The organism is Pseudomonas fluorescens group sp. (genome assembly GCF_020093335.1).
Taxonomy (GTDB): domain Bacteria; phylum Pseudomonadota; class Gammaproteobacteria; order Pseudomonadales; family Pseudomonadaceae; genus Aquipseudomonas; species Aquipseudomonas petroselini.
The window spans coordinates 1-22,735 of the sequence record NZ_JAIOKW010000054.1 but is presented as its reverse complement, the minus strand read 5'-3'; the positions used below and the strand labels follow the sequence as shown (position 1 = coordinate 22,735).

General features: G+C 59.5%; 19 protein-coding genes. 10 read left to right on the top strand and 9 right to left on the bottom strand.

Going from position 1 to position 22,735, the window contains the following annotated elements:
- Positions 1-102 precede the first annotated feature (102 nt).
- Both K7431_RS29045 and K7431_RS29040 read right to left on the bottom strand, forming a co-directional pair.
- Positions 103-414 carry a hypothetical protein gene (locus K7431_RS29045; RefSeq protein ID WP_012722698.1) on the bottom strand — a complete coding sequence of 104 codons (312 nt, stop codon included), beginning with the start codon at positions 412-414 and terminating at the stop codon, positions 103-105.
- Positions 411-1,484 (bottom strand): serine hydrolase domain-containing protein, encoded by a 1,074-nt coding sequence (locus tag K7431_RS29040; protein WP_012722697.1) that lies wholly within the window; start codon positions 1,482-1,484, stop codon positions 411-413. Before K7431_RS29040 ends, K7431_RS29045 begins: the two co-directional genes overlap by 4 nt.
- A 186-nt stretch (positions 1,485-1,670) precedes the next feature.
- Here K7431_RS29040 and olsB point away from each other — a divergent pair, with 186 nt between their 5' ends.
- Positions 1,671-2,426, top strand: a complete 756-nt coding sequence (gene olsB, locus K7431_RS29035) for an L-ornithine N(alpha)-acyltransferase (RefSeq protein ID WP_003172415.1) — start codon at positions 1,671-1,673, stop codon at positions 2,424-2,426.
- Positions 2,426-3,217, top strand: a complete 792-nt coding sequence (locus K7431_RS29030) for a lysophospholipid acyltransferase family protein (RefSeq protein ID WP_043204937.1) — start codon at positions 2,426-2,428, stop codon at positions 3,215-3,217. Before olsB ends, K7431_RS29030 begins: the two co-directional genes overlap by 1 nt.
- Positions 3,218-3,329: 112 nt before the next feature.
- Here the strand turns inward: K7431_RS29030 and K7431_RS29025 are convergent, their stop codons facing one another.
- The gene (locus K7431_RS29025) at positions 3,330-3,914 is read right to left on the bottom strand and encodes an acyl carrier protein phosphodiesterase (protein ID WP_012722695.1); all 585 of its coding nucleotides are present in this window, start codon (positions 3,912-3,914) and stop codon (positions 3,330-3,332) included.
- A gap of 154 nt (positions 3,915-4,068) precedes the next feature.
- On the opposite strand from K7431_RS29025, the gene K7431_RS29020 reads away from it, so the two are divergent.
- From K7431_RS29020 to K7431_RS29010, 3 genes are read left to right on the top strand one after another with little or no spacing between them, the layout of a single operon-like run.
- Entirely contained in the window at positions 4,069-4,395 is a 327-nt protein-coding gene (locus K7431_RS29020) for an ArsR/SmtB family transcription factor (RefSeq protein WP_012722694.1), read from the top strand.
- Positions 4,396-4,408: 13 nt separating this feature from the next.
- Positions 4,409-5,575 carry an MFS transporter gene (locus K7431_RS29015; protein WP_012722693.1) on the top strand — a complete coding sequence of 389 codons (1,167 nt, stop codon included), beginning with the start codon at positions 4,409-4,411 and terminating at the stop codon, positions 5,573-5,575.
- A gap of 30 nt (positions 5,576-5,605) precedes the next feature.
- Positions 5,606-6,661 (top strand): alkene reductase, encoded by a 1,056-nt coding sequence (locus K7431_RS29010; protein WP_012722692.1) that lies wholly within the window; start codon positions 5,606-5,608, stop codon positions 6,659-6,661.
- A gap of 92 nt (positions 6,662-6,753) precedes the next feature.
- On the opposite strand, the gene K7431_RS29005 is transcribed toward K7431_RS29010, so the two are convergent.
- The 6 genes from K7431_RS29005 to K7431_RS28980 all read right to left on the bottom strand — a co-directional run bounded on the left by K7431_RS29005 (position 6,754) and on the right by K7431_RS28980 (position 13,141).
- Complete coding sequence (locus K7431_RS29005) at positions 6,754-7,521, bottom strand: LuxR family transcriptional regulator (protein WP_043206146.1); 768 nt, start codon at positions 7,519-7,521, stop codon at positions 6,754-6,756.
- A gap of 85 nt (positions 7,522-7,606) precedes the next feature.
- The gene (locus K7431_RS29000) at positions 7,607-8,200 is read right to left on the bottom strand and encodes an anthranilate synthase component II (RefSeq protein ID WP_012722690.1); all 594 of its coding nucleotides are present in this window, start codon (positions 8,198-8,200) and stop codon (positions 7,607-7,609) included.
- Positions 8,197-9,672: an anthranilate synthase component I family protein gene (locus K7431_RS28995; RefSeq protein WP_012722689.1), complete on the bottom strand. Its 1,476-nt coding sequence runs from the start codon at positions 9,670-9,672 to the stop codon at positions 8,197-8,199. The genes K7431_RS29000 and K7431_RS28995 overlap by 4 nt, the downstream gene beginning before the upstream one ends.
- Positions 9,673-10,175: 503 nt before the next feature.
- Positions 10,176-10,775, bottom strand: coding sequence for an alpha/beta fold hydrolase (locus K7431_RS28990; RefSeq protein WP_148270894.1), 600 nt, complete (start codon positions 10,773-10,775; stop codon positions 10,176-10,178).
- Positions 10,727-12,082, bottom strand: coding sequence for a phenylacetate--CoA ligase family protein (locus K7431_RS28985; RefSeq protein WP_043204936.1), 1,356 nt, complete (start codon positions 12,080-12,082; stop codon positions 10,727-10,729). The genes K7431_RS28990 and K7431_RS28985 overlap by 49 nt, the downstream gene beginning before the upstream one ends.
- 426 nt (positions 12,083-12,508) lie before the next feature.
- Positions 12,509-13,141: a TetR family transcriptional regulator gene (locus K7431_RS28980; RefSeq protein ID WP_012722686.1), complete on the bottom strand. Its 633-nt coding sequence runs from the start codon at positions 13,139-13,141 to the stop codon at positions 12,509-12,511.
- Between the two features lie 286 nt (positions 13,142-13,427).
- On the opposite strand from K7431_RS28980, the gene K7431_RS28975 reads away from it, so the two are divergent.
- From K7431_RS28975 to K7431_RS28955, 5 genes are all read left to right on the top strand, one after another.
- The gene (locus tag K7431_RS28975; RefSeq protein ID WP_012722685.1) at positions 13,428-14,573 is read left to right on the top strand and encodes an efflux RND transporter periplasmic adaptor subunit; all 1,146 of its coding nucleotides are present in this window, start codon (positions 13,428-13,430) and stop codon (positions 14,571-14,573) included.
- Positions 14,574-14,576: 3 nt separating this feature from the next.
- The gene (locus K7431_RS28970; protein ID WP_012722684.1) at positions 14,577-17,738 is read left to right on the top strand and encodes an efflux RND transporter permease subunit; all 3,162 of its coding nucleotides are present in this window, start codon (positions 14,577-14,579) and stop codon (positions 17,736-17,738) included.
- Positions 17,735-19,192, top strand: coding sequence for an AdeC/AdeK/OprM family multidrug efflux complex outer membrane factor (gene adeC, locus K7431_RS28965; RefSeq protein ID WP_012722683.1), 1,458 nt, complete (start codon positions 17,735-17,737; stop codon positions 19,190-19,192). The genes K7431_RS28970 and adeC overlap by 4 nt, the downstream gene beginning before the upstream one ends.
- 151 nt (positions 19,193-19,343) lie before the next feature.
- Complete coding sequence (locus K7431_RS28960) at positions 19,344-21,041, top strand: molecular chaperone HscC (protein WP_012722682.1); 1,698 nt, start codon at positions 19,344-19,346, stop codon at positions 21,039-21,041.
- A gap of 11 nt (positions 21,042-21,052) precedes the next feature.
- Positions 21,053-22,663, top strand: a complete 1,611-nt coding sequence (locus K7431_RS28955) for a J domain-containing protein (RefSeq protein WP_012722681.1) — start codon at positions 21,053-21,055, stop codon at positions 22,661-22,663.
- Positions 22,664-22,735: the final 72 nt, after the last annotated feature.

Here is a 22,735-nt window from a genome sequence, read left to right as displayed (position 1 = left end):
GCAATCTGCCACTCATTCAAGCTCATAAAGATTCAAGATCAGGAAACCGCCTTTGTCCATATTGCCCGACACAAATAACCTCGCCCCGTGAGCGGTGGCCTACTATTGGAGCCGACACCCCTGCCGCTCCCCCAACCACCGTGCACTGTGCGTACGCCCCAACCCGCTCGCCGTCACTTCACTGCGCTCCGGGTTATCGTGGAACGCACTGGTCGGCACGTATTGCTTCACATACCCACGGCAATACGCCGCCGGGTTATTCATCACATACCGACACGAGCAATACTCCTTGGCCGTATACGCCGCGATGATGTCGGGGAAGGCTTGCAGGTTGACGCGCTCGTGCCAGATCCACCCCAGCAGGGCGAGCAACAGCAGCAGAAACAGGCTGGTAAACGGACGACGACGGATCATGGCTGCACCGCCGCAAGCACGCGTTTGAGCAGTTCGTTGTGGCGATAGCTGCCGTCGCGGTCATCGCCGTAGCGTACGATCACCAGATGTTTTTCAGGCATCACAAACAGCGCCTGGCCCCAATGGCCGAGGGCCGCAAAAGTGTCGGCGGGCGCGTCTGGCCAGGGCCGCGGCGCACCTTGGTTAAGCCACCAGTGGCCGCCGGGAACGGCTTCGTCCTGGCCGGCTGTGTATTTATCGAACGGCTGACGGTTGAAGGCGACCCAGTCTTTGGGCAGCAACTGTTGATCACCCCAGCGCCCCTCCCGTGCCATCAGCAGGCCGACACGCGCCAGGTCGCGAGCGGTGAGGTAGGCGTAAGACGAGGCGACGAAGGTTTCGTCGGCGTCGGTTTCCCAGGTGGCGTTGCGAATGCCCAGTGGCTTGAACAGCGCATCCCACGGGTAACTCACGTAGGCCTTGTGACCGAGCATGCCTTTAAGGGCGGCGGACAAAATAGTGCTGTCGCCGCTGGAATATCGAAAAGCCTGGCCCGGAGGGCTGACCGCTGTGGTGTCTGCGGCAAAGTCGGCCATGTCACCGCGACCGCGGGTGTAGAGCATCGCCACCACCGAAGATTTCAGCGGCGCATATTCGTAGTCTTCCTGCCAGTCCAGGCCCGAGGCCCAGTGCAACAGGTCGGCCATGGTCACGCTCGGGTGCTGTTTCATGGGCGGGTAAAAACGCGCCACCGGGTCGGACAATTTGAAACGGTTATCGCCGTAGGCCACACCCAATACGGTGGCCATCAAGCTTTTGCTGATGGACCAGGTCAGGTGTGGCGTGCTGGCCGTGGTGGGCGCTGCGTAACGTTCATAGATGACCTCGCCGTCGCGGATCACCAGCAACGCGTCGGTGCGAATGCCTTGGCGGGTAGCGTCGTCCCGCGCCGGGAACGCGTAGGCGTCCAAGGCATCGACAGCAGGACCTGAGAGTGGCGTGCCCTTGGCCCATTCTTTATCGGGCCAGGTTTCGGCGTGGGCGACAACGGTGACGAACAGCAAGGCAACGCACAGCAGGCCTCTGACCATGGACGCAAACTCAAGGGGGCATTCAAGTGCGCGAGCCTAGCCGAGGCTGATGACAGATTTGCGACAGGATGGGCTGTCATCCAAGCGTCACCATAACTTCATGGAGATGACACCGAGCCTACATAGCCTGACTTTGGACAACAAAGTCGACCGGCCGAAATCGTGGCCGGCACTCGGAGACTCGCCATGACTCAGATCGCCCGCATCAGCGACACCGGCAATGAACGCCGTCTGCAAGCCGAACGCCTGGTTGGCGCACAGGCGTTGCAGGAAGCCCAGGCCCTGCGGTTCAACGTGTTCAGCGGCGAGTTCAACGCCAAGCTGAAAGGCGCTGAGCTGGGCCTGGACATGGATGACTATGATGTTCACTGCAGCCACATCGGCGTGCGGGACTTGAACAGCGGTCGACTCGTCGCCACCACCCGTTTGCTCGACCACCAGGCCGCCAGCACCTTGGGCCGGTTCTACAGTGAAGAAGAATTCAGCCTGCATGGCCTGCTGCATTTGCAGGGCCCAATCCTGGAAATCGGCCGTACCTGCGTCGACCCGGCCTACCGCAATGGCGGCACCATCGCCGTGTTATGGGGCGAGTTGGCCGAAGTGCTCAACCAGGGCGGCTACAGCTACCTGATGGGCTGCGCGAGCATCCCGATGCACGACGGCGGCATCCAGGCCCACGCGATCATGCAACGCCTGCGCGAACGCTACTTGTGCAATGAACACCTGCGCGCCGAACCAAAAAAACCGCTGCCGGCCCTGGACCTGCCGTCCAACGTGATCGCCGAGATGCCGCCACTGCTCAAGGCCTACATGCGCCTGGGCGCGAAGATCTGCGGCGAACCGTGCTGGGATGAAGATTTCCAGGTGGCCGACGTGTTCATCCTGCTCAAGCGCGATGAGTTGTGCCCGCGTTACGCCCGTCACTTCAAGGCGGCGATGTGATGAGTCGCCTGCGGATTTACGGGCGCATCGCCCGCGTGTTGTTGGTGGTGGCGCTGGGCTTGAGCATGGCCAGCGTGTTTGGGCTGTTTGAGCGTCTGGGCGTGGCCAACTCGATGGTGCGGCGCCAGCGTTGGTCGCGGTTTTTCATGGCGCGGCTAACCAATGCCCTGCCCTTTCGTGTGACGGTGCACGGTGAGCTGCCGACGCAGCCGATGCTGTGGGTGAGCAATCACGTGTCATGGACCGACATTCCGTTGCTGGGCGCCGTGGCGCCGATGTCATTTCTGTCCAAGGCCGAAGTGCGTACCTGGCCGGTGGCGGGCTGGTTGGCAGCCAAGGCCGGTAGCTTGTTTATCCGCCGAGGGTCGGGCGACAGCCAGTTGATCCGCAAGCAGATGACCCGCCATCTGGAACAACAGCACCCGCTGTTGATGTTTCCCGAAGGCACCACCACCGACGGGCGCAGCCTGCGTACGTTCCACGGGCGCTTGCTGGCCAGTGCGATCGATGCCGATGTGTCGCTGCAGCCGGTGGCGATCCGTTATTTGCGTGATGGCCAGGTAGACCCGCTGGCACCGTTTATTGGCGATGATGATTTGCTGTCGCACCTGATGCGTCTGTTTGCCAATGATCAGGGCGATGTGGAAATCCATGTGCTCAAGCCGATTGCCTGCGCCGGGCAGGAACGCGCGGCGCTGGCGTATCAGGCGCAGCAGGCGGTGCAAAAGGCGTTGTTTGGGCCGTTGCCGGAAGCAGAGCAGGTAGATGCACGGCCAGCATTCGCCGCTTGAATAAAGTGAACACCGATCAAAATGTGGGAGCTGGCTTGCCTGCGATAGCGGTGGGTCAGCAACACATGTATCAACTGGCAGACTGCAATCGCAGGCAAGCCAGCTCCCACCTTTAGACCTCAGTGGTCAGATGGTTGCGTGCAAAGGCCTGCAACTCTGGATAGAACAGCCGGAAGTCTTCGCTAAGCGGCTCATAAAGTTGACGCAACTCCTGCATTGCAAACCCCAACGCCTCCGGCTGTGTCAGCCGCCGCGAAATCCCCCGCAACACCTGCTCCATCACCGCGAACTCACGGTAAGAACCCAACCAATCATCCGCCGCCATGTACGGCGCAATCTGCGCCAGCCGCCCCGGCAATTGCGGCTCGGCCGCCAACACGCGGTACACCTGCGAGGTGAAGCGCTCCAACGGCTGGTCGGCATACAGCGCCCAGTCCCGCGCCAGGCAGTGGTCGAAAAACACATCGAGGACGATTCCGGCATAGCGCCGGCGAGTCAGGCTGAAGCGCGACAATGCCTCCCCCACCAGCGGGTGGCTGTCGGTAAAACGATCAATCGAGCGGTGCAGTTGGATCGCCGCTTCGATTTGCGGGCTGAACTGGCCCTGCAGGCGCCCTTTGACGAAGTCGCCATAGAGACTGCCCAGCAGTTGCGCAGGAAGTTGGCCGCCCAGGTGCAGATGTGCGAGATAATTCATGGCGCGCAGTCTATCACTGCCGACAACGTATCGTTATAACCCGATATACCGATTTGGCCTGTCCTCAGAGCAAAATCATATTGGTATATCGGGATACAACGATTTAAGGTTCGCCTCATCGCGATATAACGCTGCACCACACCGAGCACCTGCCATGTCCATCGACCTCGACGAAATAATAAAAGCGCTGGCGCACCCAGTACGACGAGACATCCTCACCTGGCTCAAAGACCCGAAAGTGCAGTTCCCCGAGCAACTGCACAACCACGAGTACGGCATCTGCGCCGGGCAGATCGACCAGCGCTGCGGCTTGTCCCAGTCAACGGTGTCGGCTCACTTGGCGACGTTGCAACGGGCGGGATTGATCAGCAGCCAGAAGGCCGGGCAGTGGCACTTTTTCAAACGCAACGAGGAAACCATCCAGGCGTTCCTCGCCGCGCTCACCACTGAACTCAGCGCTGACGACAACGCAGCGCTGTAACAAGGAAACGATAATGCCCCTCTCGCTACTCATACTGGCCCTCAGCGCTTTCGCCATCGGCACCACCGAGTTCGTCATCATGGGCCTGCTACCCGATGTGGCGGCGGACCTCGGCGTGTCGATTCCCGGCGCCGGCTGGCTGGTCACCGGCTACGCCCTGGGCGTGGCCATCGGTGCACCTTTCATGGCACTGGCCACCGCCAAGCTGCCACGCAAGGCTGCCCTGGTAGCGTTGATGGGCATCTTCATTATCGGCAACCTGCTCTGCGCCCTGGCCAGTGACTACAACGTGCTGATGTTTGCCCGTGTGGTCACCGCGCTGTGCCACGGTGCGTTCTTTGGTATTGGATCGGTGGTCGCCGCCAACCTGGTGCCGGCCAACAAGCGTGCCTCGGCCGTGGCCTTGATGTTCACCGGTTTAACCCTGGCCAACGTGCTCGGTGTACCGCTGGGCACCGCACTCGGCCAGGAAGCCGGCTGGCGCTCGACCTTCTGGGCGGTGACGGTGATTGGTGTGGTGGCGTTGATCGGCCTGATCCGCTTCCTGCCCGCCAAACGTGATGAAGAGAAACTCGACATGCGCGCCGAACTGGCAGCCCTCAAGGGCGCCGGTATCTGGCTGTCGCTGAGCATGACCGCGCTGTTTGCCGCGTCGATGTTCACCCTCTTCACTTACGTCGCGCCGCTGCTGGGCGACGTCACCGGCGTGTCGCCCAAAGGCGTGACCTGGACGCTGTTGTTGATCGGCCTGGGCCTCACCGTCGGCAACATCATCGGCGGCAAGCTGGCGGACAAGCGCCTGGCGGCCACCCTGATCGGCGTGTTCGTCAGCATGGCGGTGGTCTCGACGGCCCTGACTTGGACCAGCGTCGCGGTGATTCCGACCGAAATCACCCTGTTCCTCTGGGCCACCGCCTCGTTCGCCGCCGTACCCGCGCTGCAGATCAACGTGGTGACCTTCGGCAAAGCCGCACCGAACCTGGTGTCCACCCTGAACATCGGCGCCTTCAACATCGGCAATGCCCTCGGCGCCTGGGTCGGCGGCAGTGTGATCGCCCACGGTTTCGGCCTGACCAGCGTGCCGTTGGCCGCAGCGGCCCTGGCGATTCTAGCGCTGCTGGTGACCTTGATTACTTTCCGTCAGAGCGGCGATGCCGACCTGGCCCCTGCGACCCACTGATCAACCACTTAAAGAGAAGGGTGTTATCCCATGACGACTATTTTCGATCCGATCAAACTGGGCGACCTGGAACTGTCGAACCGCATCATCATGGCGCCGCTGACCCGCTGCCGTGCCGACGCCGGTCGCGTGCCCAACGCGCTGATGGCCGAGTACTACGTGCAGCGCGCTTCCGCCGGGCTGATCCTCAGCGAAGCCACCTCGGTGACGCCGCTGGGCGTGGGCTACCCGGACACCCCGGGCATCTGGTCCAACGACCAGGTGCGCGGCTGGGCCAACGTGACCAAGGCCGTGCACGGCGCGGGCGGCAAGATCTTCCTGCAACTGTGGCACGTGGGCCGTATTTCCCATGAGTCCTACCTGAACGGCGAAACGCCGGTTGCCCCCAGCGCGATCCAGCCTAAAGGCCACGTCAGCCTGGTGCGCCCTCTGGCCGACTACCCGACCCCACGCGCCCTGGAGACCGCTGAAATCGCCGACATCGTCGACGCCTACCGCACCGGTGCCGAGAATGCCAAGGCCGCTGGCTTCGACGGCGTGGAAATCCACGGCGCCAACGGTTACCTGCTCGACCAGTTCCTGCAGAGCAGCACCAATAAGCGCACTGACCAGTACGGCGGCTCCCTGGAAAACCGTGCACGCCTGCTGCTGGAAGTGACCGATGCGGCCATCGAAGTCTGGGGCGCCGGCCGCGTCGGTGTGCACCTGGCACCCCGTGCCGACTCCCACGACATGGGCGACGAAAACCTGGCGGAAACCTTCACCTACGTCGCCAGTGAACTGGGCAAACGTGGCATCGCCTTCATCTGCTCGCGTGAAAAAGAAGGCGCCGACAGCCTCGGCCCACAACTGAAAAAAGCCTTCGGCGGCGCGTACATCGCCAACGAACGTTTCACCAAGGACAGCGCCAACGCCTGGTTGGCCGAAGGTAAAGCCGATGCCGTGGCCTGGGGCGTGCCGTTCATTGCCAACCCGGATTTGCCAGCTCGCTTGAAGGCCGATGCGCCGCTCAACGAAGCCCGCCCAGATACTTTCTATAGCAAAGGCCCAGTGGGTTACATCGACTATCCGACGCTGGCTCTCTGATGTAATCGAGCGAAACGAAAAGCCCCGCGCATGAGTGCCGGGGCTTTTTTCTCGTCAACTGAAAACACGCTGTGCCATTTGAAATGGGCAACCTACAGCGAGATCAACCCCTGCGCCAACGCCACACCGACGGCTTGCCGACGACTGAAAGACCCCAACTTGCGACTTGCATTCGCGATATGAAAGTTGATGGTTCGTTCCGAGCAACCCAGGATGCAGCTCATTTCCCACGTCGTTTTACCCACCCCGGTCCATTTCAACACCTCGGACTCACGCAATGTCAGGCTGCTGGGTGGCTCGCCCACAGTTTTCAAGTGTTTCTGCGAGCCTTCCAATAAAAACGGAATCAACATAAACAACATGCCCAACGGGCCATTCAGATCATCGGCAAGTTCATCTGTATCGCTCACGCATTGAGCAACATTGAGTGATCCGGCCATCTCGTTGAACCGCAGGGGAATACTCACGCCTCGTAATAGGCCATACCCCTCCCGTTCCTTCCAGAATCGGTTGGTACAGCCTCTCGCCTTTAGGCGTGCGCGCCCCCAAAACAGCGGGGCAAAGTGATGACGGCAATGCCTGATGATGGGGTCCACTTGAATGAAGTTTTCGTCCTTGTACCGCTTCAGCCAGTCAGAAGGGTAAGTCGTCATGATTCTGTTGAAGGGATCATGGGTTGTCGAAGGCCCCAAGCTCAACAAGTAGCGTTCATAGCCGATGCGCCGCAGGATTTTACGCAGGTGACGCTCCCAGTCACGACGATGCAAGTCATTGGCGAGTAAGGAGAAATCATCCAACACGCGCTTGAAGTCTACCCTCGGCGGTACGCCTTCCTTTCTATACTTAAATAAGTCACCCACGATGAATCCCTGCCATCCATAGAAGCTTTCTGACATAACTTAGTGTTGAAAACGGGTCGAGCACTGTCGACCCGGTGCCCGTCATTTATGACCCTGATGGGCGACAATGCTGCTCTATGAAGCTTCTGAATATGCCAAGGCCGTTCTCCGTCAAAATGCTCTCGGGATGAAACTGGACACCCTCGATCGGATACTCCAGATGCCGGACACCCATGATGTATCCATCATCCGTCGAGGTGGAGGTCACGGCCAATTGCCGCGCCAGACACTGATGATCAATGATCAGCGAATGGTAGCGGGTCGCTTTGATCGAGCGCCCTTGGGTGTGGGTGTAGACGCCACAACCATCGTTCTCAATGGTGCTGATCTTGCCATGCATCACATGGTCGGCCCGAATGACCGAACCGCCGAATGCCAGACCGATGGCTTGGTGCCCAAGGCATACCCCCAAAATCGGCAGGCGCCCTTTGAAGTGCTGGATGACTTCGATATAGCCGGCATCCTGCGGATGGCCAGGGCCAGGCCCCAGGACGCAAAAATCTGGAGCATAGGCTTCGATACGCTGGATCAGGTCCGGAACATCATTGCGCTCCACATGGGTTTCCAACCCCAGCTGCTCAAGGTACTGGCTGATAATGAACACAAAACTGTCATAGGCATCAATCAGGAAGACTTTCATTGCAGCATCTCCTTTCCGGTAACAGCACGGTATACGGAACCCATCTTGTGGAAAGTTTCAGTCCACTCGTTATCCGCCACCGAGTCGGCGACCACGCCCGCCGAAGCCCTCAGGTAGTACGTCCCATCCTTATGGACCGCTGAGCGAATGCAGAGCGCGGTATTGATACTGCCGTCGAAGCCAATCAAACCGACGGCTCCGGCATAGATGCCACGGCGGTTTTTTTCCATGCTTTCGATAATCTGCATGGCACGGATCTTCGGTGCTCCGGTCATGGTTCCAGCAGGAAAAGAGGCCTTGATCACGTCAAAGGCATCAAAGCCTTTTCGCAGTAACCCTCGCACGTTGGACACCATGTGATAGAGGTGGGAGTACTCCTCCACCAACATCAATTCGTCCACCTCAAGTGAACCTGGCTGGCAAACTCGGCCGATATCATTGCGGCACAGGTCCACCAGCATCAAATGTTCGGCCCGTTCTTTTTCAGAACGCGTCATGCTCAGGATCAATTCGCTGGACGGTATGCCCGGTGTCTTGCCCACGGTACCGGCGATAGGCCGCATTTCAATCAGTTCGTCTTTGATACGAACGAATAACTCTGGGCTTGCGCCGATCAGATCAACTCCCCCCAGGTTGGCCAGATACATGTAGGGCGAAGGGTTGTTCTTGCGTAACGCGCGATAGACGTCGAACGGCTTGACCGGCGTATCCACCTGCACTTCATGACCAAGCTGGATCTGATAGATGTCACCTTGGCGGATGTGCTCCAGCGCCTTATCGACCCATCCCAGGAACTGCTCCTTTTGCACCGTATCGCGGGCGACCGTGACCGACGGGTAACTGATCGGTGTGTCATCCGCCGGAATCCCGGCCGCATCCGCCAGCAACGCGACGTAATCATCGGTGCTGCGAGACGCCCACAGGGCACTGTTGTTGACCATGACATCGACTGTTGCATTGGCGTGGAAATACATCAGCGTCTGAAACACGGTCAATGCAATGATCGGATAATCATTGGTTCGCTCGGTGAGGTCAGGAATATCTTCGACAAACCGAACGCAGTCGTATGACAGGTAACCAAAAAAGGCCAGGCTGGGATGAGTCTGGCGTGGAACGTCAAAAGGCGCTTGTAACGCACGCAATAAATCCCAGGTGGAATCGCTTGAATCAATCGCTATGCACCCGGCGGCGTCCACCACTATTCCGTTTTCCGACAGTGCATTTCTCAGGTAATTGATCAGCGGTTCATCGCCTTCAAGCGTTGCACGGCGCTCGTAGATTTTTACGGCCAGCAGAGGCTCTATTCCGATGATCGTCGCCTTGCGATCGCGGCTGGGGCCAGAGAGCGATTCGAGAATAAACGTCTTGTCAGCTCCCACTACTTTCGCCGCCGCCTCATACACGGCAAGCGGGTCACATTTCATACGCTCACTATGCAGTTGGACACTCACGGGTGTGGTTATTCCACGCATGACATCACTCCTTGTTCTTGATAGCAGCCCATACAACAGAGATTCGAACGCACAGGGCGACGCTTCAAACTGTTGGGCAGTTCAACTTTCTAAGTATTGATATGAATGACTCATCAACCACACGCCCACTCAAGGCCGGCAAAAGTTGAGACTCAAAAAAGAGACACAACTTCAGCGCACCCTTCGCGCATTACGATTTCCATGGGAACAGCCACGAAAGATCGAATAACAGCGTTCGGCTATTAATGAATCACTCTTGGGGGGTGTTTGACTGAAACAGACAGCAAGACACCGACGGTCGCAGGATTAGCGACGCCAGATATTGCTTTTGAAAACCGAAAGATGGGCAGTGTTGGATTCGGAGCAAGATCCGAAGGTGTTATTCAGCACTGATAGTCGGTAGTACATTTAAGACTTCCTGTGTCTTGAGGGCATTGCAGGGTTAATTCCCGAATGCCCGTTGGATACTACTCATAGGATTATTAAGGGTCAACCTCTATTACCTACGTTTTATAGGTACTCACACCGGCGTGCGGGCAACGCTCATCAGACAAGAAACGCTTGAGCGCGTCCACAGTTTGCTCGGCACACTCCAGGTACGGAACATGCCCTGCCTCCTCGATGATACAAATGCTTGCCTGCGGTAAAAGACTGTAGGCCGCGTGCAGGCACGAAACATCAAACACGCGATCATTGCGCCCCCACACTATCAAGGTCGGGGCTTCAACCTGCTTCAATCGCAGCTGCAGCGGATACAGTCCGGCCCCCTGAAAGTCACTCAGTATTTTCCCGACCCTCGCATAACGCAGCGCCCCCTTGATGGCCAGCGCCCTTGCCAGAAACGCCGGAACCTTGGGGGGCCGAGTAAACACGGTCGCCCACAAGCCCTGCAGTTCGTCCACCGTTCGGTAGCCGAAGGGATGTCGCCCGGACTCAAGAAACTCGCTCATCGCCGGGCTCAGCTGTGCCGCGGGCAACCCTGCAGGCGCCAGCGCAATCAAGCGGGAAACGTCTGCCGGGTAGCAGGCCGCGTAAAGACAGGCAATGCAACCCCCTATCGATTGCGCTGATCGATAATTCGCGCTTCTTTCCAGCTGAACCAACTGCCCAGGTTCACGTGGTCATCCAGGTCATCGACCACCATGATGGTCGCATCGACACCCAGGCGCTCACGTACACGCTCACGAATCAACAAGGTCAATTGGCTGCGATCACCTTCATAGAACTTGGACATTTCCATCTTGGCAATCACCGTGTCCCTGCCGTTCACGCAGTTGATAACGATTTGATAGCCCAGGCATTGCTCTACGCCCTCAAGCAGCGCCTGCTCTATATGACCCGCTGTGAACGCCTTGCCATTGAGGGTCATCGCATCTTTCACGCGCCCGACGACCTTCATGACCTGCGCCTGGGAGATCGGATTTTTCGGATTTTTTTGAATACAGACCAAATCGCCCGTGCGGTAGCGGATCAACGGTTTCACGCCGGCGATCAGCATGGTCACGCACAGTTCGCCTTCCCCACTGTCGCCCAGGCTTTCACCCGTCTGCGGGTTCAGCACCTCGATGATGTAGTTGAGGCGGTGCGGCATCAGTTGGTCGCTGGCGTTGGCAGCAGCAATGATCATTGCCTCCTGCGAGCCATACAGACTGTTGTAGGCTTCACACCCCCAGAGGCTGTACAAATTGTTTTTCAAAGCGGGCGTACACAGCTCGCCACTCATCATGAACGCACGCAGATGAAAGTCCTCGCGCGGGTTGAAACCCAGCCGTTCGGCCTCCTTGGCCAGCGCCAGCAGCAGCCCCGGCGCCGACGCGACCACGCCGATGCGCAAGTCCTTCATCAACTGCAGGGTCTTGGGATATCCGATCACCGGGGAATGCGGCCAGATCTTGGCGTTACACACTCCAAGTTGATGACAGACATCACCCAAGGTATCGCCAAACGAATGCACTTCAGTCGGGCCCATGATGCCAACAACGGTCTTCTCGTTAGGGAAATGCTTCTCCAGCACAGCCCGATAAGCCATAGACAGTTGTTTGTTACTGGCATAGCTTTCTTTTTTATCCCGAGGGCACGGAGTTGCCGGGCCGGTGGTGCCCGTTGTTTCATAATAATAAATGCTGTCTTCCAACGCACCGGAGAGAATGTCCATCATGGACTCTCGCAAATCATCCTTTGTGGTAAAGGGTAAAGCGCCAAGATCCGACAGAGTGATGCCGTCCACATCGATATCTTTGAAGTGCCTGGCATAGAACTCAGACTTATTTTTGACATGATGCAAGACTGTTCTAAGCTGCATTTCATGCCAGCGTTTAAGCTCGTACTCACTTAACGTATTGGTCCAGTACGCTTCGTGGATTTTCTCATAGTCAATAATGAACTCATCAAACACACTTTCCACACCCATTAGAGTTCCCCTCATCGCCGTAGGTTTTTCGTTGCTATTACGGTTGTCCGTCTTGGATGCGGACACTAGCAAGGCAAGAAAAACCAAACACCTGTCCACTCGACCAGTTGTATGCACGAAAACAATATGCTACGCGGAGGTCGTACTCTGATTGCCCAGTAATACGACACGGCGTCAGGCTTCAGACAGGGCATGTATTGTGCTGAAACGAAAAAGCCCCGGCTCGCAGGAACCGGGGCTTTTTCATGGGGGCTAGGAAACACTCCTTCACAGCCCTGCAACAAAATCGCTACAAAATACTTAGGCGGCTACCTATCAACCGCCCGCCAGCCCGTATATAAAGTCACCCCACCATCAGGCAGAAGGACGATTGACGGTCCTTGGGCTTTACTGTTGACACAACCTGATGCAATTACGCATTTTGTCTCAATTGCGCAGGCTGGGGCTCCAGCGCAGCATGTCCAGCCCTGCATCCACCCAGCGTTCCGCCTCCTGATGTAACTGGAAGCTGTCGGGGACCAGCAGCCACTGGCCGATCAGCCCATTGATGTAGGCGTGAATGCACACCGCGCCACGGGTGGTATCGAGGTTTTCCGGAAGTTGCCCGCGATGGACCGCGTTACGCAATGTCAGGCCGATGCGCAGGTTGCATTCCAGGCTGTGGGTCTGGCGTTGGCGGCGCATGTCGCACATTTCATCGGTGAATTCGCACTTATGAAACAAGATCTCATTGATGCGCCGGGTTTTCGGGTCCAGGGCCACTTGATGGAACAGATGAATCAACAGCTTGCGCATGCAGCCCAGCGGGTCGAGTTCATCCTCGCTTTCACTGGCGCGGGCCAGTTCGTCCAGCGGCTCATGCAAGGTATCGAGCAACGCCTGCAACAGATCGGATTTATTGCTGAAATGCCAATAGATGGCGCCCCGCGTCACACCGGCCAGCGCGGCAATGTCCGCCAGCGTGGTGCGCGCAACGCCGCGTTCATAGAAGGCTTGCTCGGCGGCGTCGAGAATTTGGCTGCGCGTTTCCTGAGCTTCCTCTTTGGTGCGACGAACCATGGCAGTAAAACCTCAATCAGGACACTGGGGGCTATCGTTAACGCAACGTTAATAGACGTAAACGATCATCCGAATATTTGTGGGACGACACCGTCATGGGTGCCGAACGTAATGGAATCGAGGCTTCGGGCGTTGCTTTGTCAACACTCCGCGAAGCCTGTCAAGAGTTTACAAACAACCATGAACGTAAGTATATTGCGTAGCAAGCTACTTATCCACTCACAGCTTGTTTTTTACCCTTCCACACTTCTTGTGCGCACCCTGCGCGCCTGACCCGAGGATCTTCATGCAACTTAAGCCAGCTGTTACCGCTCTGGTCACTGCCGTCGCCCTGGCATCGCTGCTCAGCGGATGTAAAAAGGAAGAAGCGGCTCCGCCCGCTCAAACCCCTCAGGTCGGCGTGGTCACTATTCAACCGCAAGCCTTTACCCTGACGTCCGAGTTGCCAGGCCGCACCACGGCCTATCGCATCGCGGAAGTTCGCCCGCAGGTCAACGGCATCATTCTCAAGCGTCTGTTCAAGGAAGGCGCGGACGTGAAGGAAGGGCAACAGCTCTACCAGATCGACCCGTCGGTGTATGAAGCCACCCTGAAAAGCGCACAGGCCAGCCTGACCCAGACCAAGTCCATCTCCGACCGCTACAAGCAGTTGGTCGATGAGCAAGCCGTCAGCCGCCAGGAATACGACACCGCCGTCGCCAACCGCATGACCGCAGAAGCAAACGTTCAAACCGCCCAGATCAACGTGCGCTACACCAAAGTGTTCGCGCCGATCTCCGGGCGTATCGGCCGTTCTTCGGTGACCGAGGGCGCGCTGGTCAGCAACGGCCAGGCCGACTCCATGGCCGTCATCCAACAACTGGACCCGATCTACGTCGACGTCACGCAGTCTTCCGCTGAAATGCTGAAGCTGCGCCGCGACCTGGAAAGCGGCCAACTGGAAAAAGCCGGCGCCAATGCCGCCAAGGTCAAGCTGACCCTGGAAGACGGCAGCGACTACGGCCAGGACGGCAAGCTGGAGTTCTCCGAAGTGTCGGTCGACCAGACCACCGGTTCCGTGACCCTGCGCGCAGTGTTCCCCAACCCTGACCACACCCTGCTGCCGGGCATGTTCGTGCACGCCCAGTTGCAAGCCGGCGTGAACAGCAAGGCCATCCTGGCGCCACAGCAGGGCGTAACCCGCGACCTCAAGGGCACCCCGACGGCGCTGATCGTCAATGCCGACAACAAGGTCGAGCAGCGTGAACTGGTGGCCAACCGTACCGCCGGCGCCTACTGGCTGGTGGAAAAAGGCTTGAACGCCGGTGACCGTGTGATCACCGAAGGCTTGCAGTACGTCAAGCCGGGCGCCGAGGTCAAGGTCAAGGAGGCTGACAACGCCAAGCCTGCCGGTACTGCCGCTCCTGCTGCCGCTGCTGGCAAAGGGGAGTAATCCATGTCGAAATTTTTTATCGACCGTCCCATTTTCGCCTGGGTAATTGCCCTGGTGATCATGCTGGTCGGGGCACTGTCGATCTTGAAGTTGCCCATCAACCAGTACCCGGCCATCGCGCCAACCGCCATCGATATCCAGGTGACCTACCCAGGCGCGTCCGCACAAACCGTGCAGGACACCGTGGTGCAGGTGATCGAGCAACAACTCAACGGTATCGACAACCTGCGTTATGTCGCCTCGGACAGTAACTCCGACGGCAGCATGACCATCACCGCGACGTTCAACCAGGGTACCAACCCGGACATCGCCCAGGTTCAGGTGCAGAACAAGCTGAACCTGGCGACGCCGCTGTTGCCGCAAGAAGTGCAGCAGCAGGGTATCCGCGTCACCAAGTCGGTGAAGAACTTCCTGATGGTGATTGGTCTGGTGTCGGAAGACGGCAGCATGACCAAGGACGATCTGTCCAACTACATCGTGTCCAACATCCAGGACCCGATCTCGCGGACCGCGGGTGTGGGTGACTTCCAGGTCTTCGGCTCGCAGTACGCCATGCGTATCTGGCTGGATCCGGCCAAGCTGAACAACTTCCAGCTGACCCCGGTCGACGTCAGCACCGCCATCTCCGCGCAGAACGTCCAGGTCGCCACCGGTCAATTGGGCGGCCTGCCTGCCCTGCCCGGCAACCAGCTGAACGCAACCATCATCGGCAAGACCCGTCTGCAGACGGCCGAGCAATTCGGCAACATCCTGATGAAGGTCAATGCCGACGGTTCCCAGGTTCGCCTGCATGACATCGCCCGTATCGAACTGGGCGGCCAGAACTACAGCATCAGCGCGCAGTTCAACGGAAACCCGGCTTCCGGTATGGCGATCAAACTGGCTTCCGGCGCCAACGCCCTGGACACCGCCAAGGCCATCCGTGCCACCGTGGCGTCCCTGGAGCCGTTCTTCCCGCCAGGCATGAAGGCGGTGGTGCCGTATGACACCACGCCTGTTGTGACCGAATCGATCTCAGGTGTAGTGCACACCCTGGTCGAAGCGATCGTGCTGGTGTTCCTGGTGATGTTCCTGTTCCTGCAGAACTTCCGCGCCACCATCATCACCACCATGACCGTACCGGTGGTATTGCTGGGTACCTTCGGGATCCTGGCGGCGTTCGGTTTCACCATCAACACCTTGACCATGTTCGGCATGATCCTGGCCATCGGCTTGCTGGTGGACGATGCCATCGTCGTGGTGGAAAACGTCGAGCGGGTCATGGCCGAGGAACACCTGTCGCCCAAGGAGGCGACGGTCAAGTCCATGGGCCAGATCCAGGGCGCCCTGGTGGGTATTGCCCTGGTGCTGTCGGCGGTACTGCTGCCCATGGCATTCTTCGGCGGCTCTACCGGTGTGATCTACAAACAGTTCTCCATCACCATCGTTTCGGCCATGGCGTTGTCGGTACTGGTTGCGCTGATCTTCACCCCGGCCTTGTGCGCCACCATGCTCAAGCCGATCGACCCGGAAAAACACGGCCAACCCAAGCGTGGGTTCTTCGGCTGGTTCAACCGCACCTTCGACCGTGGCGTACTGAGCTACGAGCGCGGCGTGGGCAACATGATCAAGCACAAGATCCCGGCGTTCCTGGTGTACGCGCTGATCTTCGCCGGCATGATCTGGCTGTTCATGCGCATTCCTGCCGCGTTCCTGCCCGATGAAGACCAGGGCGTGATCTTTGCCCAGGTGCAGACGCCTGTAGGCTCTTCGGCTGAACGTACGCAGAAAGTCATCGATGACATGCGTAGCTACCTGCTCAATGACAAGGAAGGCGAGCCGGGCGAAGGCAAAGGCGTGAAATCGGTGTTTACCGTCAACGGCTTCAACTTCGCCGGTCGTGGCCAAAGTTCGGGCCTGGCCTTCGTGATGCTCAAGCCGTGGGATGAACGCGATGCGTCCACCTCGGTATTTGAAATCGCCAAGCGCGCCCAGGGCTACTTCATGCAGACATTCCAGGACGCCATGGTATTTGCCATCGTTCCACCGTCTGTACTGGAACTGGGCAACGCCACCGGTTTCGATGTGTTCCTGCAAGACCAGGGCGGTGTCGGCCATGAGAAGTTGATGGCGGCCCGTAACCAGTTCCTGGGCATGGCGGCCCAGAGCAAGATCCTGGCCGGTGTGCGCCCCAACGGCGTAAACGATGAGCCGCAATACGAGCTTACCGTCGACGACGAGAAGGCCAGCGCCCAAGGCATCACGCTGTCGAACATCAACCAGACCCTGGCAATTGCCCTGGGTGGCAGCTACGTCAACGACTTCATCGACCGTGGTCGAGTGAAGAAGGTGTACGTGCAAGGTGAAGCCGCCAGCCGCATGTCGCCTGAAGACCTGAACAAATGGTACGTGCGCAGCGACTCCGGGAAGATGGTGCCGTTGTCGGCCATCGCGTCGGGCAAGTGGATCTTCGGTTCGCCGAAACTCTCGCGCTACAACGGGGTAGCGGCGATGGAAATCCTCGGCACTCCGGCACCGGGCTACAGTACCGGTGACGCCATGGCCGAAGTCGAACGTATCGCCAAGCAACTGCCTGCGGGCATTGGTTATGCGTGGACCGGCCTGTCGTACGAAGAACGTTTGTCCGGCTCCCAGGCACCTGCGTTGTACGCCTTGTCGCTGCTGGTGGTGTTCCTGTGCCTCGCAGCACTGTACGAAAGCTGGTCGATCCCGATTGCGGTCGTACTGGTCGTGCCACTGGGTGTCGTGGGCGCGTTGATCGCGACCAGCATGCGTGGGTTGTCCAACGACGTGTTCTTCCAGGTGGGCCTATTGGTGACGGTGGGCCTGGCGGCGAAGAACGCCATCCTGATCGTGGAATTCGCCAAAGAACTCCACGAACAAGGCAAAGGCATCGTCGAGGCGGCCATCGAGGCGTCCCGCATGCGTCTGCGGCCGATCATCATGACGTCGATGGCGTTCATCCTCGGCGTACTGCCGCTGGCGATCTCCTCGGGCGCCGGTTCAGGCAGCCAGCACGCAATCGGTACTGGCGTAATTGGCGGTATGATCACGGCCACTGTGTTGGCGATCTTCTGGGTACCGTTGTTCTTCGCAACCGTGTCCGCCATCGGCGACCGTAAACCGAAAGAAACCAAGCAAACTCCTAAAGAGGCTGGCCAATGAGCAAGTCGCTACTTTCCCTAGCCGTCACGGCATTCGTGCTCAGTGGCTGCTCGCTGATACCTGACTACCAGCGCCCTGAGGCGCCGGTAGCGGCACAGTTCCCGCAGGGGCCGGCGTATTCGTCGGCCCAGGCGCCGAGCCAGGCCGCTGCCGAGCAGGGCTGGAAGCAGTTTTTCCATGACCCTGCCCTGCAACAGCTGATCCAGACCGCACTGGTGAACAACCGTGACCTGCGCGTCGCGGCCCTGAACATCGACGCGTATGCCGCGCAGTACCGCATCCAGCGTGCCGACCTGTTCCCGGCCGTGTCGGCCAATGGCAGCGGCAGCCGCCAGCGTGTGCCGGCACGTGCCTCGCAGACCGGCGAAGCGAACATCACCAGCCAGTATTCGGCCACCCTCGGGATCAGCTCCTATGAGCTGGACCTGTTCGGCCGTGTGCGCAGCCTGAGTGAAGAAGCGCTGCAGAAGTACTTCGCCACTGAAGAAGCACGCCGCAGCACCCAGATCAGCCTGGTGGCCAGCGTGGCCAACGCCTACCTGACTTGGCAAGCCGACAAGGAACTGCTCAAGCTGACCCAGGACACCCTGGGCGCGTTCGAGCAGAGCTTCAAGCTCACCTCGCGCAGCAACGAAGTCGGCGTGGCCTCGGCCCTCGATCTGAGCCAGGCGCGTACCTCGGTAGAAAACGCCCGCGTACAGCTTGCCCGGTATACCCGCCAGGTCGCCCAGGACGAAAACAGCCTGACCCTGCTGCTGGGCACCGGCCTGCCGGCGAATATCGCCAGCAAGCCGCTGTCGGATGACCTGCTCAGCGAAGTACCGGCCGGGTTGCCGTCGGACTTGCTGCAACGTCGTCCCGACATCCTGCAGGCCGAGTACAACCTCAAGGCCGCCAACGCCAATATCGGCGCGGCCCGTGCCGCGTTCTTCCCGAGCATCAGTTTGACGGCCAACGCCGGCACCCTGAGCCCGGACCTCGGCGGCTTGTTCAAAGGCGGCTCGGGCACCTGGTCGTTCGCCCCGCAGATCAACATCCCGATCTTCAACGCCGGCAGCCTGCGCGCCAGCCTGGACTACTCGAAGATCCAGAAAGAGATCAACGTGGCGAACTACGAGAAGGCGATCCAGACCGGCTTCCAGGAAGTCTCCGACGGCCTCGCCTCGCGTGAAACCTACAAGCAGCAGTTGGAGGCCCAGCGTGGCTTCGTCGCGGCCAACCAGGATTACTACCGCCTGGCCGAGCGTCGCTACCGCATTGGTGTCGACAGCAACCTGACGTTCCTCGATGCCCAGCGCCAACTGTTCAGTGCCCAGCAATCGCTGATCACTGACCGCCTGGCGCAGCTGACCAGCGAGGTCAACCTGTACAAGGCCCTCGGCGGTGGCTGGAACGAGCAGACCGCGAAGAACGAGCCGTTGAAAGAAGAAGCACCGGCACTGAAGTTGTTCTGATGCTGGCGTAAACAAAAAACCGCTTCCCTCACCGGAAGCGGTTTTTTTATGCCCGTTTTTGGCGCGAACGTAGGTTGCCTTGCTTTTCGCCCAACCTTTCAGGATAAAATTGGTTACAGATTCTTACAGACCACAGAGGGAGCTTGTCGTAATGATCGTAGGAATCGACCTGGGGACCACCAACAGTCTCGCGGCCGTCTGGCGCGGTGATGCCGCCGAATTAGTGCCCAATGCCCTTGGCCAGTTGCTGACCCCCAGCGTGGTCGGGCTGGATGATCAAGGCCGTGTCCTGGTAGGCCAGGCAGCCAAAGAGCGCTTGCACACCCACCCGCACCTGACCACTTCGCTGTTCAAGCGCTACATGGGCAGTGCCACCGAAGTGCGCCTGGGCGATCGCTCGTTTCGCCCGGAAGAACTCTCCGCGCTGGTGCTCAAAAGCCTCAAGGAAGACATCGAGCGCACCTACGGCCACACCGTCACCGACGCCGTGATCAGCGTGCCCGCCTATTTCAGCGACGGCCAACGCAAAGCCACACGCATTGCCGGTGAACTGGCGGGGCTCAACGTTGAAAAACTGATCAACGAACCCACCGCTGCCGCCCTCGCCTACGGCCTGCATCAGCGCGATAAAGAAACCTCGTTCCTGGTCTTCGACCTCGGCGGCGGCACCTTCGACGTGTCGATCATCGAGCTGTTCGACGGCGTGATGGAAGTGCGCGCCAGCGCCGGTGACAACTTCCTCGGCGGCGAAGACTTCGACACCCTGTTGCTGGAACACTTCGTCGACAGCCAACGCAATGCCCAAGGCTTCCCGCCCACCCGCAGCGTGCTGCAAGCCCTGCGCCGCGAAGCCGAACGCGTGCGCAAAGCCCTTGGCCAGGATGACAGCGCCGAGTTCGCCCTGCGTGTCGACGGCCAGCAGTGGGTAAAAACCATCACCCAGCAGGAGCTGGCCAAGCTCTACACGCCGCTGCTGGAGCGCCTGCGTGCGCCGATCGAGCGGGCCCTGCGGGATGCGCGGATTCGTGTCAGCGACCTGGATGAAATCCTGCTGGTGGGCGGCACCACGCGCATGCCGTTGGTGCGCAAGCTCGCCGCCGGCCTGTTCGGCCGCTTCCCGTCCATCAGCCTCGACCCGGACCAGGTGGTCGCCCACGGCGCCGCGATCCAAGCGGCACTCAAGGCGCGCTCCGCGGCACTGGAAGAAGTGGTGCTGACCGACGTCTGCCCCTATACCCTCGGCATCGAAACCTCAAACCAGTACGGTGGCCATATCGAAAGCGGCCACTACCTGCCGCTGATCGAACGCAACAGCAGCGTGCCGGTGAGCCGGGTCAAAAGCGTGGTCACCCTGTACGACGACCAGACCCGCGTCCTGCTGAAGATCTACCAGGGCGAAAGTCGCCTGGTCAAAGACAACATCGAGCTGGGCCAACTGGACATCCCAGTGCCCAAGCGCAAGGCCGGTGAAGTGTCGTTGGACGTGCGCTTCACCTACGACAACAACGGTCTGCTGGAAGCGCAGGTGAATATCCCGCTGACCGGCGAGCAACACTCGCTGGTGATCGAGAACAACCCCGGCGTGCTCAGCCCCGACGAGATCCAGCAACGCCTGCAAGCGCTGGCGCAGTTGAAGGTTCACCCGCGCGACCAGCAGGTCAACACCGTGCTGACGGCGCGCCTCGAGCGCCTCTACCAGGAAAATCTCGGCGAACTGCGCGAGCAGCTCGGGCACTGGGCCGCGCAGTTCCAGCAAGTGCTCGACACCCAGGACGAACGCCGCATCCGCGAAGCCCGCAGCGAACTGACCCGACAACTTGAGCAGCTCGACAACGGTTTCTGGCGCTGAGGGAATACGACATGGAGTGTTGGACCGTACTGCAACTGCCGGAAGACGCCGACGAGCGCACCATCAAGCGCACCTATGCGCGGCTGTTGAAAAACTGCCGCCCGGATGACGATGCGGCCGGCTTCCAGCGACTGCGCGAAGCCTATGAACAAGCGCTGGCCTACGCACGCTGGCGGGCGGACTGTGAAGAAGAGCAAGAGAGCGTCCAGGCGCCCGTGGTCGAAGCAACCTACGGCAACCTGAATGACCTGGCCGAGCTGATGAACATCAGCCCCGTCAGCCCTGCGCCTTTCCAGACGCCTGCACCGGACCCGGCCCAGGCGTTGCTCGACGGCCTTAACGCGCACAACCTCGATGAACGCTGGGCCCAGGCCCGGCAACAAAATTGTGCCGATGCGTTCCAGGCCGGCCTGTTGCGCCATTGTTTCGAAGCGCCAGGCGAACGCAGCGCCATCGCCCGTTGGGCAGCAAACCACCTGGAATGGCTGACGCCCTGGCAACAGGTCGCCATGACGCCGTGGCAGCACGACGCGCTGAGCGGCGAACTGCTGCAGGACTACCGCCGCACCTTGCAGGAACTGCTGGAGCAAAAGGCCGAGCGCGAGTTCATCACCCAACTGACGCAGTACAACAACCAGCCCTGGCTGCGTGTGTTCGACCTGCAACAGCAGTGGCAACGCATCCTCCTGCAGCTGCTGCATGACACACAGTGGAGCGTGCCGCTGTTCGAACGCGTGTGCCAGGCGTTCGGCTGGGACGACCAGAAAGGTGTGTACCCGGAACCGGCGTGGATGTGGCGCGAATTGGTGTCGCGCTGTGAGCAGGAAAGCTTCTTCGTCAACCTGCAAGACACGGCAAACGACACCCGCCGCACCTCTGCCGATGCGTTGGCGGCGCGCCTGTTGCTTACGCCGATGAGCGTGAAGGAACAATACCGCTTGGTCGCAGGCTTTGATGAGAATGCGTGGAATGCCACGCGACACCTGTCTGAAGTGCTGACCTGGCGCTACCCGGACTTGCTGGAACGACTGCCGGATTCGCACGTTTTCTTCTGGCGAAAATTCCTGCCGCGTGGGGTGACCCTTGATAGCTGGATCAGAGTCTGGGCCGGATTAGCCCTGGCCAACGGCCTGGCCTTTCATCAAGTCCTCGACACCTCACTGCCGGCCAAATTCTTTTTGTTTATCCTGCTGTCGGTCATTCCCGCGCTCTGCGCCCTGCGCGGCGCCCAATTATGGGCCGACTTCACCTCACGCCTGATCGTCCAGGACCTGTGGATCAGCGAACGCCTGTTGCCCAAGCGGCTCAGCGTCCGCCAGTTCAGACTCGTGCTACGCCATGGTATTCCCCAATTGGTGATGCTACTGGTGTTTGGCTACATTCTCGGGGTCATGGGCATGCTGACCTACCTGGGCATGATCCTGATCAGCCTGTTCCACTCGCGGCGAATCGGCAAGGTCAACGAAAACTTCAATGCCAGGATTCCGTGGATCAAAGGGTTGCACTGGGCTTATTGGAGCCCGCTGCAAGTGGTGTTCTTGATGGCAATGGTGGCCGCAACCCTCGCCTGCCAGAAATTTCTGCCCGCCATCCCGTGGACCAGTTTGAACACCCTGCACTGAGCCCCGAAAACCGGGCCGAACCTCATGAGTCCGGCCCGGCAACTTTCGTTCGATCATCGCCCACAACCCGCC

What these genes read in the sequence shown, in the direction of transcription:
- K7431_RS28980 (WP_012722686.1), bottom strand. Translation starts at nt 13,141, where the DNA reads ATGGTTCGTCGCACCAAAGAGGAAGCTCAGGAAACGCGCAGCCAAATT.
- K7431_RS29025 (WP_012722695.1), bottom strand. Translation starts at nt 3,914, where the DNA reads ATGAATTATCTCGCACATCTGCACCTGGGCGGCCAACTTCCTGCGCAA.
- K7431_RS28995 (WP_012722689.1), bottom strand. Translation starts at nt 9,672, where the DNA reads ATGCGTGGAATAACCACACCCGTGAGTGTCCAACTGCATAGTGAGCGT.
- K7431_RS28960 (WP_012722682.1), top strand. Translation starts at nt 19,344, where the DNA reads ATGATCGTAGGAATCGACCTGGGGACCACCAACAGTCTCGCGGCCGTC.
- olsB (WP_003172415.1), top strand. Translation starts at nt 1,671, where the DNA reads ATGACTCAGATCGCCCGCATCAGCGACACCGGCAATGAACGCCGTCTG.
- K7431_RS29000 (WP_012722690.1), bottom strand. Translation starts at nt 8,200, where the DNA reads ATGAAAGTCTTCCTGATTGATGCCTATGACAGTTTTGTGTTCATTATC.
- K7431_RS28975 (WP_012722685.1), top strand. Translation starts at nt 13,428, where the DNA reads ATGCAACTTAAGCCAGCTGTTACCGCTCTGGTCACTGCCGTCGCCCTG.
- K7431_RS29020 (WP_012722694.1), top strand. Translation starts at nt 4,069, where the DNA reads ATGTCCATCGACCTCGACGAAATAATAAAAGCGCTGGCGCACCCAGTA.
- K7431_RS29030 (WP_043204937.1), top strand. Translation starts at nt 2,426, where the DNA reads ATGAGTCGCCTGCGGATTTACGGGCGCATCGCCCGCGTGTTGTTGGTG.
- K7431_RS29040 (WP_012722697.1), bottom strand. Translation starts at nt 1,484, where the DNA reads ATGGTCAGAGGCCTGCTGTGCGTTGCCTTGCTGTTCGTCACCGTTGTC.
- adeC (WP_012722683.1), top strand. Translation starts at nt 17,735, where the DNA reads ATGAGCAAGTCGCTACTTTCCCTAGCCGTCACGGCATTCGTGCTCAGT.
- K7431_RS29010 (WP_012722692.1), top strand. Translation starts at nt 5,606, where the DNA reads ATGACGACTATTTTCGATCCGATCAAACTGGGCGACCTGGAACTGTCG.
- K7431_RS28955 (WP_012722681.1), top strand. Translation starts at nt 21,053, where the DNA reads ATGGAGTGTTGGACCGTACTGCAACTGCCGGAAGACGCCGACGAGCGC.
- K7431_RS28970 (WP_012722684.1), top strand. Translation starts at nt 14,577, where the DNA reads ATGTCGAAATTTTTTATCGACCGTCCCATTTTCGCCTGGGTAATTGCC.
- K7431_RS29015 (WP_012722693.1), top strand. Translation starts at nt 4,409, where the DNA reads ATGCCCCTCTCGCTACTCATACTGGCCCTCAGCGCTTTCGCCATCGGC.
- K7431_RS29045 (WP_012722698.1), bottom strand. Translation starts at nt 414, where the DNA reads ATGATCCGTCGTCGTCCGTTTACCAGCCTGTTTCTGCTGCTGTTGCTC.
- K7431_RS28985 (WP_043204936.1), bottom strand. Translation starts at nt 12,082, where the DNA reads ATGGGTGTGGAAAGTGTGTTTGATGAGTTCATTATTGACTATGAGAAA.